The following is a 12,059-nucleotide window of genomic DNA, read 5'->3' on the forward strand; positions in this document are numbered from 1 at the left end:
GTCAGGAGCGTAGCCGCGGCAGCCGGGGCCCCTCGACGAGCACCGGCGCCATCAGGTCGCCGTGCTCGGCGATCCGCGCGGGCAGGTCGTCGAGGGTGAAGGTCAGGTCCTCGGTGCGGCGGCAGGCGCGCACCTCGTCCCAGGTGACGGGGGTGGCCACGGTCGGGCGGGCCCGGCCCCGCAGCGAGTAGCTGCCGATCGTGGTCTTGTGCGGGTTGTTCTGGCTCCAGTCGACGAAGATCCGCCCCCGCCTGCGGGCCTTGGCCATGACGGCGGTGACGCGCTTGGGGTCGTCGGCGGCGAGCTCCTCGGCGAGCGCCTTCGCGAACTCCGAGGTCTGCTCGGCGCGCGACACCGTGACCGGCAGATAGAGCTGCATCCCCTTGCCGCCGCTGGTGCGCGGGTAGGCGACCAGGCCGTCGTCGGCGAGGCGTTCGGCGATGCGCAGCGCGACCCGCGCGCAGTCGACGACCGTGGTGCCCTCGCCGGGATCGAGGTCGAACACCACCAGGTCGGGGGTCTGCCGCCCGTCACGGGGGCCCAGACGCCACTGCGGCACGTGCAGCTCCAGCGCGGCGAGGTTGGCCGCCCAGGCCAGGCCCTGCTCGTCGTCGATGACGGGGAAGTCGGCGCTCTCGGACCGGCCGCCCGGCGTGCCGACGCGCGCGGTGCGGATCCACGACGGCGCGTGCCGCGACACGTCCTTCTCGAAGAACGAGCCGCGTTCCACCCCGTCGGGCCAGCGGACCATCGTGACCGGCCGGTCGCGCAGGTGCGGCAGCATCACCTCCGCGACGGCCAGGTAGTGCTCCAGGACCTGCGCCTTGGTGGTGCCGGTGAGCGGGTAGAGCACCTTGTCGGGGTTGGTCAGCCGGGCCTTCCCGACGGGCGCGCGCCGCGCCGGTGGCCTCCCCGGCGCCGTGGCGACCTCGACCCAGCTCCCGCTCGGCCCCGGGGTGTACACGGAGTCGCCGTGCTTCGCGATCACCGAGGGCAGCCCCTGCGCCGCGACGGCGGTGAGCACCTCGGCGCCCGCGCCGGGGAACACCGGGGCGGGCCGCCAGTGCGGCCCGGCCAGCGGCAGGGCCTCGAGCAGCGCGCGGCGCTCCCGGAACGGCAGCGCCGCGGTGTCGCGCCCGTCGAGGTGGAGCAGGTCGCCGATCCACAGGTCGGCGGTGTCGGGGGCCAGCTCGCCGTCGAACAGGGCGCGGGTGGCCGACAGCGACGGGCCGAGACCGCGCAGGTGGGGCAGCGTCGGGGTGAGGTCCTCGCCCTCGGCGTCGACGACGCTCGCGCGGCCCCCGTCGACCCGGACGATCACCCGGCGCCCGCCGAAGCCGACCTGCAGCCACCACCGGTCGCCGTCGGGGAGCGGGCCGGGTGTCGGCTCCATCGGGCGGGCGTCGCGGGGGAGGGGGTCCTGGCCGGGGGGAGTGGGGTCCGAGCGGCGCAGCAGCCAGTCGTTCTCCCCCCGCCCGGTGCGGATGAAGACGTGCCGGCCCCGCGCGCGCTCGCCGTGGAACACCACCGCGACCTCGCGGGGATGCCACTTCTCGGTCTCGTAGGTGCCGGTGTCCCAGACCGTCATCGTGCCGGCGCCGTACTCGCCCGCCGGGATCTCACCGTGGAAGTCCAGGTACTCCATCGGGTGGTCCTCGGTGCGGACGGCCAGGCGCACCGTCTCGTCGTCGGCGGGCAGGCCCTTGGGCACCGCCCAGGAGACGAGCACGCCGTCGCGCTCCAGCCGGACGTCCCAGTGCAGCCGGCGCGCGTGGTGCTCCTGGATGACGAACCGCGTGCCCGGGCCCTCGACCTGCGGATCGGTCTCGGGCACCGGCTCGGGCGTGCGCGCGGCGTCGCGCTTGCGGCGGTACTCGTCCAGCGGCACCCGCACAGACTATTGCGCGCGTCACCGCCCGGATGCGAACATAGGCTCGCCTAAACAAAGGGGTGCCTGCGTCAAGGGAGTGGCTGTGTACGTGTGCATGTGCTTCGCCGTGTGCGACCGGACCATCCGCTCGTGCATCGCCCGCGGGGCGCGCACGGTCGAGGAGGTCGGCGAGGCCACCGAGGCCGGCACCGGCTGCGGCGGCTGCCAGGGCCACATCGACACGCTGCTCACAGCCACCCTCGCGCCGGCACTGCTGGACGACCTGCCCGCCACCGGCTGAGGTAGCGCTTACCGCCGTTCAGGCGATCCTGGCTCGTTCGTGGCCGTGACCGGCCGTTAGGTTCTGCGTCGACCGACACTTCGACGCGAGGACATCCCCATGCGTGGCGACCCCGAGATCATCGAGCTGCTCAACGCGCAGCTGACCAGCGAGCTCACGGCGATCAACCAGTACTTCCTGCACGCCAAGATGCAGCAGAACTGGGGCCTGACCAAGCTCGCGGCCTATACGCGCGACGAGTCGATCGACGAGATGAAGCACGCGGAGAAGATCACCGACCGCATCCTGTTCCTGGAGGGCCTGCCCAACTACCAGCGGCTGGGCACCCTGAAGATCGGGCAGACGGTCAAGGAGCAGCTCGAGGCCGACCTCGCGATCGAGCTCGCCGTGGTCGAGCGGCTGCGCCCGGGCGTCATCATGTGCCGGGCCAAGGGCGACGCCACCTCGGCCGCGCTGCTCGAGGAGATCCTCGCCGACGAGGAGCACCACATCGACTACATCGAGACCAACCTCGAGCTGATCGGCAAGCTCGGCGAGCAGCTGTACCTGGCCCAGCTCGTCGACCAGCCCCCGAACCCGGGCTGATCGCTCAGTCCTGGCAGCCGGCCGCCACCGCACCCGCCTCCTGGTACCGCGGGGGGAGCTCGATCTCCTGCACCAGGGTGGCGGCCAGCGCCAGGTTGCGGGTGGCGTCGGTGAACCGGTCGACGCCCTGCCCGTAGGCCTCCACGGTGAGCGGGTCGGCGGCCTCCACGATCGCCTGCCCCTCCACCAGCGACGCCCGCGCCGCGGTGAACTCGTCGACGACCAGCCCGAACCCCGCGGCGACCTCCGGGGTCGGGGCGTCGGCCTGCAGGACCCGGTAGTCGGCCAGCGCGGCGTCCACGACGTTGACCGTGCGCCCGACCGATGCGAGGTACTCCTGGCGGGCCACCGCCGGATCGCCGGTGACCGACGGGGTCGTGGCCGACTCGCTCAGGCTCACCAGCAGGTCCCCGCTGGTGCAGAGGCGGTCGACGTAGCGGGCCTCCGGGCTGTCCGGGTCGACGTCGGACACGACAGCGGGCGTCGGGGGCGTCGGGGGCGGGGTCGTCGTGACCGGCCCCCGGCCCGAACCCGCGGTGACCGCGAGGGCGGTGGCCCCGGCCAGCAGCACCACCCCCAGCGCGGCACCCGCGGTCAGTACGGCCCGCCGGCGTCCGGGGCGCGCCGGGACGGGCTGTGCCGAGACGGGCGGGGCCGGGACGGGCGGGGCCGGGACGGGCGGTGGGGTGGCGGCACCGCGCAACCACATCGCCACCTGCGGTGCCGTCGGGCGCCGCGCGGGGTCCTTGACCAGGCAGCGGCGGGCGACGTCGGCCGCTCCCGCGGGCATGCCCCGCAGGTCCGGCTCGGCCTCCAGGACCCGGTACAGCACCGCCGCCGACGTCCCGGCCGCGAACGGGCCCCGTCCCGTGGCGGCGAAGCACAGCGTCGCGCCCATCGAGAACACGTCGCCCGGCGGGCCCGGCGGGCCGCTGCCCGCCACCTGCTCGGGGGACATGTACTCGGGCGTGCCGATCATCTGGCCGGTGCCGGTCAGCGGGGTCGCGCCCGAGGTGTGCGCGATGCCGAAGTCGATGACCTTCGCGCCGTCGGCGGCCAGCAGCACGTTGGCGGGCTTGAGGTCGCGGTGCACGAGCCCGGCGGCGTGGATCGCGCTGAGCGCCTCGGCCAGGCCGAGCGTCAGGCGGTGCAGCGACGGCTCGTCGAGCGGCCCGTGCGACGCGACGACCTCGCGCAGGGACGGCCCGTCGACGAACTGCGTGGCGAGCCACGGCGGCTCGCCGTCGGGGTCGGCATCCAGCACCCGGGCGGTGAACATCCCGGCGACCGCCGTGGCGGCCGCGACCTCGCGGCGGAACCGGTGCCGGAACCCGGTGTCGCCCGCCAGGTCGTCGCGGATGACCTTGACCGCGGCCTGGCGGCCCTCCGGGGTGCGGCCCAGGTACACCCGGCCCATCCCGCCCTCGCCGAGGCGGCCGAGCAGGCGGTACCGCCCGACGCTGTCCGGGTCACCGGCCTGGAGGGGGTCCACGTGATCACCCTACTGAGCCGTCCGGCCCTGTCCGCCGTACGACTACGCACGGACGGACGGAACTGTCATAACACGCGGACCACGGCCCCGAGGTGCGGGAGTGGGGGTTCGAAGATACGTTCGAGCGATGACCGACAAGAACGATGTCCCGGCCACCGCGGAGAAGGATCCCGACGACTGGACGACCGGTGACGAGCCCATGACGGGTGCGCAGAAGTCCTACCTCCAGACGCTGGCCCAGGAGGCCGGCGAGGAGCTCCCGGCGGAGTTGTCCAAGGCGGACGCGTCCAAGGCGATCGACGAGCTCCAGGAGTGCACCGGCCGGGGTCAGTGACCCCGGCCATCGATCCGATAATCGAGGTTATGACAGTTCGAGCGTCGGGAGGCCCCGCTCCCGGGTCCCGGACCGCTCAGTCGTAGTCGCGCCAGATCTCCGACACCCCGGCGGCCGGTACGGCGCCGGGGTCGGTGCGGCCCTCCAGGGTCACCATGACCGTGCCCGAGGGCATCTCCAGCACCACGCGCCGGTTGTTGGGCACGTCGGCCCGCAGGACGCCCCGGGGCATGACGACGCCCTGGTCGTCCAGTGCGGTGATCAGCACGTGGCTCGCACCCCAGGTCGAGCCGAAGGTGACCCAGGAACGCTTCACGACGGCCGACGAGCGGCCGGCCTCGACCATGGCCGTGGCCCGGAACGAGCCGTCGGGATGCGGGGCGATGGGGATTCCGAACATCCCGACATGCTCGCAGGTCCGACGGGTGTGCCGTTCTGCAGCGTCCGCCATCTCCCGCACGGGCAGCGCTGGTAGGTGACCAGGCCCTCGGACGTCAGATGGCGGGAGGCGGTGGACCACAGGTGCGTCATGCCGACCAGCCTGCTGTAATGCCCTTGTGCACATCAACCCTTACGGGCGTGACCCGGTCCTGCTGGCGGCGGACCTGGTGAACGACCCGCCGGGCTCCCCCGCCGCGCTGCGGGCGCGCTGCCTCGACGCGGGGCTGGTCGTCGAGCACCCGGTGGGCGACGACGACCTCGCCGCGGTGCGCGCGTTCCTCGACGACTGGACCGGGGTCGTCGACGCCCCGGACCCGGCCACCCGCGCCGCCCGGCTCAACGTGTTGCTCGCGTCCTCGGCGGCCTACCCACGGCTGACCGACCACGTCGGCACCGGCTGGCACCTCCACTACCGCGACGACGACATGCCGCTCGCCGGGGTCGTCCGCGCGCTGGTCGGCGTGGGCACGGCGCTGCACCTGACCGGCCGCGGGATGGACCGGCTCGGGCGCTGCGCCGCACAGCGGTGCGCGCGCGTGTTCGCCGACGTCTCCCGCACCGGCCGCCGCCGCTACTGCTCCCCCGCCTGTGCCAACCGCGACGCGGTGCGCCGCCACCGGGCCGGCGCGCCGCCGACGGCCGGCGGCTGACCCCGACCGGCCCGGGTCAGCCCACCGCCTCCCGGAACCGTTCGAGCTCGCGGTGGGTGTCGGGCCCGCAGGGCTGGAACACGATCTCGGTCACCCCGCTGCCGGCGAGCTCCTCGATCCGGCCGCGGACCTCGTCGGCGGTGCCGCTGATCGTCGCCTCGCGCAGCATGGCGTGCCCGCCGGCGTCCCAGGCCGCGCGGTCCGCCTCGTTGATGGTGACGCAGTGCCCGGAGTGCACGGTGAGGTGCCTGCGGTCGGCCGGGGCGCGCTCGACGACCTCGAGCCACTGCTCTCCCCCGGGCAGGCCGCGCACGGCGTCGGGCCCGCCGAACTCGTAGGCGCCGTGGTAGGCCAGTGCCCACCCCGGTCCGCCCGCGGCGCGGACGCGCTCGGAGTCCGGGTCCTCCCCCTCGTCGAGCACGGTGCCCCAGGCGAGGTAGGGCACCCAGGAGTACTCCCGGAGGAAGTCCGGCAGCTGCAGGGTCACGTACAGCCCGTCCCCGAGCTCGGTGGCGACCTTGTGCCCCTTGGGTCCGAGGGCGCCGATGAGGATCGGGACGTCGACGGGCCGGGCGGGCGCGTGGCCGTCGGGGTGCAGCATCTGCATCTGCGCCCCCTCCCACTCGATCACCTCGCCGCGCAGCAGCGCCCGGAACGCCCGGATGTAGGAGTCCATGTAGGCCCAGGTGACGGCCCGGTAGCCCATCGCCCGGCGCCCGGTGAACCCCGTCCCGAACGACACGGCGGTGCGGCCCGGGGCGAGCGCGGCGAGCGTGGCCGTCGCGGCGGCGTTGACCATGGGATGGCGCAGGCTGGGCACCAGGACACCCGGCCCGATCCCGATCCGGTCCGTGCGCTCGGCGGCCAGCGCGAGGGTCATCCACACGTCCGGGCTCTGCTGCGGGGTGTCGTAGACCCACGCCCGCGCGTAGCCCAGGCGCTCGGCGAGGGCGATGTCGTCGGGGGTGCTCAGCGCGGTGGGGAAGGCGCAGGAGACGTCCATGTCGATCCTCCGGTTCTCGGCTGCGGTTCTCGGGAGCGGCGGGTCGGGGTCAGGGACGTCCGGCGTGCGGGACGTCGACGCGGGTCGCCAGCAGCCGCGCCTCCCGGACCGGGCGGCGCTCGTGCTCGGCGAACGAGGGCGCCGTGCAGAGGAACAGGGTGCGGCCGTCGTCGCCGCCGAGCATGCAGGCGTACACGCCGGTGCCGGTCGGGATCTCCTCGACGACCTCGCCGCCCTCCCGGACCCGCAGGACCCGGCCGTGCAGGGCGTCGGCGACCCAGATCGCGCCCTCGGCGTCGGCGCAGATGCCGTCCGGGGCCACCGCGAGCTGACCGACGGCCTCCCCGACGTCGGTGGTGGCCGGGGCGTCGCCGAAGCGCGCCCACTCCCGCCGGCCGGACAGCCCGCCGTCCGGGGCGATGTCGAAGGCGGTCAGCCGCGCCGCGAAGGTCTCCGCGACGACGAGCACTCCCCCCGGGAGGATGACCATGCCGTTGGGGAACGCCAGGCCGCCGGCGGCCTCGGTGACGGTGCCGTCCGGGGCGACACGGGTCAGCGTGGTGGTGCGCATCGGCGCCCCGCCCATCAGGTCGAACCCGAAGTTGCCGACGTAGGCGCCGCCGTGCTCGTCCACGACCATGTCGTTGAGCACCGCGGGGACCGCCGCGGACAGGTCGGCGTGGTCGGTGAGCCCGCCGTCGGCGTCGCGGACGAGGATGCGGTGGTCGCGCATCGACACGATCAGCGCCCGGCCGTCGGGCAGGAACCCGAGCCCGGAGGGCTGGGCCGGCACCTCGGCCATCACCTCCGCCCGACCCCGGCCGTCGGTGGCCACGACCCGCTCGGTGTAGAAGTCCGAGACCCACAGCCGACCGTCGTGCCACCGGGGGCACTCCAGATAGGAGTAGCCCTCCAGTACGACCGTCAGCTCCCTGCTGCCCGTACCGCTCCGGCCCATGGTGGCTCTGCCCTCCGTCGGGGTGGCCCCGGACGGACGTGTCCCGGACGACCACCTTGTCGTGTGCAGTGACTGAGCGCATAGTTACCGCACCGGCAGACCGTGTCAACCGGGACGGTCGGGACGAGAGGGAGCGGGATGGGGCCAGCACGGCGTCGCGGGGTGGCGGTGGACGAGCCCGAGCACGCGGGCTTCTGGGACGGGTCGGCCTCCCGGGTCGCCCTGCTCGGCTCGGCGGTGCTCTGCTTCGCCCGCACCGGCTTCCACGCCACGACGACCCGCGACATCACCGCGGCGGTCGGGCTCAGCCCGGGGGCGCTCTACGTGCACTTCCCGTCGAAGGAGGCGGTGCTGTTCGAGATCGCCCGCACCGGGCACCAGCGGTCGCTCGACGCGCTGCGGGCCGAGCCCGACACCGGCGACAGCCGCGCGCACCTGCACCGGCTCGTGGTCGCGCTGGTCACCTGGCACGCGCGGCACCACACCGTCGCCCGGGTCTGCCAGTACGAGCTCGCCGCCCTGGAGCCGGAGCACCTCGCCGTCGTGCGGGAGCTGCGCCAGGAGTTCACCGGAGTGCTGCGCGCGGCGGTGCAGCGGGGCGTCGCGGACGGGCTGTTCGACGTGCCCGACGTCAACCGGGCCGTCCGCGCGGTGCTGTCGCTCGGGATCGACCTGGTCCGGTGGTACCGGCTCGACGGGGCCGACCCACCCGAGACGATCGGCGAGGCCTACGCCGATCTCGCGCTGCGGATGCTCGGCTCCCCGCCGGACGCGGTCAGCCCGCGCTGCTCGCCGCCCACAGGTTGATGCCGCCCTCCACGGCGTGCTCGTCGATCCGCGCGAGCTCCTCGGCGTCGAAGTCGAGGCGGTCGAGCGCGCCGAGGTTGTCGTCGAGCTGGGCGACGCTGCTCGCGCCGATGAGCACGGACGTGACGCGCTCGTCGCGCAGGGCCCAGGCCAGCGCCATCTGCGCGAGGCTCTGCCCGCGGGCCGCGGCCAGCTCGTTCAGCGCACGCACGTGGTGCAGGGTCTGCTCGGTGAGCAGGTCCGGGGACAGCGACTTGTCCTGCGCGGCACGGGAGCCCGCAGGGACACCGTCGAGGTACTTGCCGGTCAGCATCCCCTGCGCCAGCGGGGAGAACGCGATGCAGCCGACGCCCTCGTCGCCCAGCACGTCGAGCAGGTCCTCCTCGATCCAGCGGTTGAGCATCGAGTACGAGGGCTGGTGGATCAGCAGCGGCGTGCCCAGGTCGCGCAGGATCGCCGCCGCCTCCCGGGTCCGCTCCCCCGAGTACGACGAGATGCCCGCGTAGAGCGCCCGGCCCGAGCGCACCGCGGTGTCGAGCGCGCCCATCGTCTCCTCGAGCGGGGTGTCCGGGTCGAACCGGTGGCTGTAGAAGATGTCGACGTAGTCGACGCCCATGCGGGCGAGCGACTGGTCCAGGCTGGCCAGCAGGTACTTGCGCGAGCCGCCGCCCTGGCCGTACGGGCCGGGCCACATGTCGTAGCCGGCCTTCGTCGACAGGATCAGCTCGTCGCGGTACGCGCGCAGGTCCTGGGCGAAGATCGAGCCGAAGTTGGACTCGGCGCTGCCGTAGGGCGGGCCGTAGTTGTTGGCCAGGTCGATGTGGGTGACGCCGCGGTCGAAGGCCCGGCGCAGGATGGCGCGCTGCGTGTCCAGCGGCACGTCGTCACCGAAGTTGTGCCACAGGCCCAGGGAGATCGCGGGCAGCAGGAGGCCGCTGCGCCCGGTCCGGCGGAACGTGGCGGTGTCGTAGCGGGCGGGATCGGGGAGGTAGGTCACCGCACCATCCTGCCGCGCCCGCGGGCGAACCGGCCCGGAGTGGTGCCGACCAGCCGCGTGAAGTGCCGGTGCAGGTGGGCCTGGTCGTGGAAGCCGACGGCGGTGGCGACGCCGGCGATCGGCTCGCCGTCGAGCAGCAGGCGGCGGGCGCGCTCCACGCGGCGACCGGTGAGGTAGCGGTGCGGCGGCAGGCCGTAGGCGGCGCTGAAGCGGCGCACGAGATGGGCCGGGTCGGCGTGCAGCACGCGGCCGGCCTCGCGGAGCGTGAGGCCGTCGGCCAGGTGGGCGTCGAGCAGGTCACGCAGGTCCCTGGCCAGGCCGCCGGGCTCCGGGCCGGGTGGCGCGCCCCGCAGGTGCAGCCGGATGCGGTCGCCGATGAGCGCGAGCCTGCTCTCCGCCTCCAGCCGGTCGCCCAGCGCACCGTGCAGCTGGTCGACCCGCGTGCGCAGCAGGGCGTCGGGCAGGCTCGGCGCGGCCACGGCGGCCCCGGCCAGCGACGCGTCGAGCACCGCGGTGTCGACGTAGAGCACGCGCTTGCGGAAGCCCCCGTCGACGGCCGACCGCCCGGTGTGGGCGATGTGCGGCGGCAGCAACGTCACCGTCGGCCGGGTGGCGCCGTGCTCGTGGCGGTCGAGGTCGTAGCGGATCGCGCCCTCGTCGACGACCAGCAGCGTCCATGTGTCGTGGGCGTGCTCGGGGTAGGCGTGGTCGGTGAAGCGGGCGTGGACCACCTCGGTGATGCCCGGGACGCCGGGCGCCCACGCGCGCAGCACGTCAGGAACGTACAAGAGCGGCGGGCGTGTCCGGCGGCACTCTCGGGCCGTGCACTTCGACACCAAGATCGCCGTCCTGCTCCGCGACGACCTGGCCGGCTGGCAGCGGCTCAACGTCACCGCGTTCCTCGCGAGCGGGATCGCCGCGAACCCGGACGTGCTCGGCGAGCCCTACGCCGACGCCGACGGCACCGGTTACCTGCCGATGTTCCGCCAGCCCGTGCTCGTGTTCGCCGGCGACCGCGACGTGCTCGCCGCCGCACACGGACGGGCCGTGGCGCGCGGCATGCCGACGGCGGTGTTCACGGCCGACCTGTTCGCGACCGGGCACGACGAGGCGAACCGGGCCGCGGTCGCCGCGGTGGCGCGGGAGAAGCTCGACCTCGTCGGCATCGCGGTGCACGGACCGCGCAACGCCGTCGACAAGGTGCTGCGCGGGGCCGTGCTGCACACCTGACTCAGCGGGCGGCGAGGGTCCGGACGCCCAGCTGACCGCCCGGCGGCGTGCCCGCGCAGCCGGTGCCGGCGACCCGGACGAACAGCGACGCCGTGTCTCCCGGCGGGTACACGCGCAGGCCCGTCGTCGGGGTCGGCACGCAGACGGCCGGGTCGTAGTTCGCGACGTCCACCATCCGCAGCGCCGCCCCCGCCGACCCGCCGACGCCGAGCCGCACCGGTCCCCCGCGCTCGCCGTCCATCGCGGCGGCCGGGCCGACCTGTCGCCCGTCGTCACCGGTCACGTAGGAGACGCCCGGGAAGCCGGTGAGCTCGCAGGTGCGGGTGCCGGTGTTGGTCAGCACGAGCGTGGCGAACCGGGAGCCGGCGCCCGCGTCGCCGTCGGCGAGCGACCCGGTCAGCTCGGCGGTGGTGCAGCGGTCGACCCCCTCGTTCGTCACCGGCGGGGCGCCCGTCGACGGGGCGGTCGTGGGTGCGGCGGGGACGGGCGGGGCGGAGGTGGGCGACGGGCCGGTCACCGGACCGTCGGGTGTGGTGCCGGCCGGTCCCGCGCACCCGCCGAGCAGGGCCAGGACGGCGAGTGCGGTCGCCGTCAGGTGCCGTGTGCTGGTCATGAGATCCCCCGATCCCTCGTCTCCCGGAACACCAGGAGAGACGTCCAGGCGCCGCTACCGGTTGCGTCGTGCAACGACCTCGGCCGGGTGGCTCCCCCGTTACGCTGGTGGCCATGTCGGCCACCCGCCTGCTCGTCCTGGGCATCGTGCGTGGCTACGGGCGCGCACACGGCTACCGCATCGGCACCGACCTGCAGTCCTGGGACGCGGAGAACTGGGCCAACGCCAAGTGGGGCTCGATCTACCACGCGCTGCGCGCGCTGACCGACGCCGGGATGCTGCTCGACCACCACGACGTCGCGGGGCGCACCGACTACGAGATCACCGAGAAGGGCGAGACCGAGTACCTGCGGCTGCTGCGCGAGGCCGTACGCCGCCCGCACACCCGGCCCGACCAGCTCGGGGCGGCGCTGGCGATGCTCCCCTCGCTCACCCGGGACGAGGCGGTGCGGCTGCTGCGTGAGCGACTCGCCGCCCTGGAGGAGATCCGCGACAAGGCGCGCGCCCAGCTCGACGGCTGGGCCGACGCCCCGCACTGGTCGGAGCTCTACGGGCTGTGGGAGCACACCGCGTCGGGCGGGGTCGCGTGGACCACGGGCCTGATCGCCCGCCTCGAGACCGGCGCCTACGCGATGGCGGGAGAGCCCGGCTCCCCCGGCCGTCCCGGGAGCTGGCCCGCACTCGCGGAGTGACCCCCGCCGGTCCGGGGCGATTCAAGTTTGCATAAGCGCCCGGCGCTCGGGCACACTCGGCGGTCGCGGGTTCAAGTTTGAACATC

15 protein-coding genes are annotated in these 12,059 nt (G+C 74.4%); 7 read left to right on the plus strand and 8 right to left on the minus strand.

Annotated elements, in window-relative coordinates:
- Position 1 precedes the first annotated feature (1 nt).
- Entirely contained in the window at positions 2-1,888 is a 1,887-nt protein-coding gene (ligD, locus tag PHY01_RS28055; RefSeq protein ID WP_218029969.1) for a non-homologous end-joining DNA ligase, read from the minus strand.
- Positions 1,889-1,973: 85 nt separating this feature from the next.
- On the opposite strand from ligD, the gene PHY01_RS01920 reads away from it, so the two are divergent.
- Both PHY01_RS01920 and bfr read left to right on the plus strand, forming a co-directional pair.
- Positions 1,974-2,171 (plus strand): (2Fe-2S)-binding protein, encoded by a 198-nt coding sequence (locus tag PHY01_RS01920; RefSeq protein ID WP_141276435.1) that lies wholly within the window; start codon positions 1,974-1,976, stop codon positions 2,169-2,171.
- 99 nt (positions 2,172-2,270) lie between these two features.
- The gene (gene bfr, locus PHY01_RS01925) at positions 2,271-2,756 is read left to right on the plus strand and encodes a bacterioferritin (protein WP_141276436.1); all 486 of its coding nucleotides are present in this window, start codon (positions 2,271-2,273) and stop codon (positions 2,754-2,756) included.
- A gap of 4 nt (positions 2,757-2,760) precedes the next feature.
- On the opposite strand, the gene PHY01_RS26865 is transcribed toward bfr, so the two are convergent.
- Positions 2,761-4,248 (minus strand): serine/threonine-protein kinase, encoded by a 1,488-nt coding sequence (locus PHY01_RS26865; protein WP_218029970.1) that lies wholly within the window; start codon positions 4,246-4,248, stop codon positions 2,761-2,763.
- A 127-nt stretch (positions 4,249-4,375) separates the two neighbouring features.
- On the opposite strand from PHY01_RS26865, the gene PHY01_RS01935 reads away from it, so the two are divergent.
- The gene (locus PHY01_RS01935) at positions 4,376-4,582 is read left to right on the plus strand and encodes a DUF3072 domain-containing protein (RefSeq protein ID WP_141276437.1); all 207 of its coding nucleotides are present in this window, start codon (positions 4,376-4,378) and stop codon (positions 4,580-4,582) included.
- A gap of 76 nt (positions 4,583-4,658) precedes the next feature.
- On the opposite strand, the gene PHY01_RS01940 is transcribed toward PHY01_RS01935, so the two are convergent.
- The gene (locus tag PHY01_RS01940) at positions 4,659-4,982 is read right to left on the minus strand and encodes a hypothetical protein (RefSeq protein WP_141276438.1); all 324 of its coding nucleotides are present in this window, start codon (positions 4,980-4,982) and stop codon (positions 4,659-4,661) included.
- Between the two features lie 157 nt (positions 4,983-5,139).
- Between PHY01_RS01940 and PHY01_RS01945 the strand changes: the two genes are divergently transcribed.
- Positions 5,140-5,673: a CGNR zinc finger domain-containing protein gene (locus PHY01_RS01945; protein ID WP_141276439.1), complete on the plus strand. Its 534-nt coding sequence runs from the start codon at positions 5,140-5,142 to the stop codon at positions 5,671-5,673.
- 16 nt (positions 5,674-5,689) lie between these two features.
- Here the strand turns inward: PHY01_RS01945 and PHY01_RS01950 are convergent, their stop codons facing one another.
- Complete coding sequence (locus PHY01_RS01950) at positions 5,690-6,676, minus strand: LLM class flavin-dependent oxidoreductase (protein WP_141276440.1); 987 nt, start codon at positions 6,674-6,676, stop codon at positions 5,690-5,692.
- Positions 6,677-6,725: 49 nt separating this feature from the next.
- The gene (locus tag PHY01_RS01955; protein ID WP_141276441.1) at positions 6,726-7,634 is read right to left on the minus strand and encodes an SMP-30/gluconolactonase/LRE family protein; all 909 of its coding nucleotides are present in this window, start codon (positions 7,632-7,634) and stop codon (positions 6,726-6,728) included.
- A 168-nt stretch (positions 7,635-7,802) separates the two neighbouring features.
- Between PHY01_RS01955 and PHY01_RS01960 the strand changes: the two genes are divergently transcribed.
- Entirely contained in the window at positions 7,803-8,441 is a 639-nt protein-coding gene (locus PHY01_RS01960; RefSeq protein WP_246085630.1) for a TetR/AcrR family transcriptional regulator, read from the plus strand.
- On the opposite strand, the gene mgrA is transcribed toward PHY01_RS01960, so the two are convergent.
- Positions 8,410-9,438 (minus strand): L-glyceraldehyde 3-phosphate reductase, encoded by a 1,029-nt coding sequence (mgrA, locus tag PHY01_RS01965; protein ID WP_141276443.1) that lies wholly within the window; start codon positions 9,436-9,438, stop codon positions 8,410-8,412. The genes PHY01_RS01960 and mgrA overlap by 32 nt on opposite strands.
- Entirely contained in the window at positions 9,435-10,211 is a 777-nt protein-coding gene (locus PHY01_RS01970; RefSeq protein ID WP_218029971.1) for a helix-turn-helix transcriptional regulator, read from the minus strand. The genes mgrA and PHY01_RS01970 overlap by 4 nt, the downstream gene beginning before the upstream one ends.
- 49 nt (positions 10,212-10,260) lie before the next feature.
- On the opposite strand from PHY01_RS01970, the gene PHY01_RS01975 reads away from it, so the two are divergent.
- Positions 10,261-10,668: a DUF2000 domain-containing protein gene (locus PHY01_RS01975; protein WP_246085631.1), complete on the plus strand. Its 408-nt coding sequence runs from the start codon at positions 10,261-10,263 to the stop codon at positions 10,666-10,668.
- 1 nt (position 10,669) lies between these two features.
- Here the strand turns inward: PHY01_RS01975 and PHY01_RS01980 are convergent, their stop codons facing one another.
- The gene (locus PHY01_RS01980) at positions 10,670-11,281 is read right to left on the minus strand and encodes a DUF4232 domain-containing protein (RefSeq protein WP_141276446.1); all 612 of its coding nucleotides are present in this window, start codon (positions 11,279-11,281) and stop codon (positions 10,670-10,672) included.
- A gap of 113 nt (positions 11,282-11,394) precedes the next feature.
- Here PHY01_RS01980 and PHY01_RS01985 point away from each other — a divergent pair, with 113 nt between their 5' ends.
- On the plus strand, positions 11,395-11,973 hold the full coding sequence (locus PHY01_RS01985; RefSeq protein ID WP_141276447.1) for a PadR family transcriptional regulator: 579 nt from the start codon (positions 11,395-11,397) through the stop codon (positions 11,971-11,973).
- The last annotated feature ends 86 nt before the right edge of the window (positions 11,974-12,059 follow it).

The organism is Pseudonocardia hydrocarbonoxydans (genome assembly GCF_006539565.1).
GTDB lineage: Bacteria > Actinomycetota > Actinomycetes > Mycobacteriales > Pseudonocardiaceae > Pseudonocardia > Pseudonocardia hydrocarbonoxydans.

Bases quoted from the DNA above. Each gene is read 5' to 3' on its own strand.
- bfr (WP_141276436.1), top strand. From the start codon at position 2,271: ATGCGTGGCGACCCCGAGATCATCGAGCTGCTCAACGCGCAGCTGACC.
- PHY01_RS01935 (WP_141276437.1), top strand. From the start codon at position 4,376: ATGACCGACAAGAACGATGTCCCGGCCACCGCGGAGAAGGATCCCGAC.
- PHY01_RS01940 (WP_141276438.1), bottom strand. From the start codon at position 4,982: ATGTTCGGAATCCCCATCGCCCCGCATCCCGACGGCTCGTTCCGGGCC.
- PHY01_RS01950 (WP_141276440.1), bottom strand. From the start codon at position 6,676: ATGGACGTCTCCTGCGCCTTCCCCACCGCGCTGAGCACCCCCGACGAC.
- PHY01_RS01955 (WP_141276441.1), bottom strand. From the start codon at position 7,634: ATGGGCCGGAGCGGTACGGGCAGCAGGGAGCTGACGGTCGTACTGGAG.
- PHY01_RS01980 (WP_141276446.1), bottom strand. From the start codon at position 11,281: ATGACCAGCACACGGCACCTGACGGCGACCGCACTCGCCGTCCTGGCC.
- PHY01_RS01985 (WP_141276447.1), top strand. From the start codon at position 11,395: ATGTCGGCCACCCGCCTGCTCGTCCTGGGCATCGTGCGTGGCTACGGG.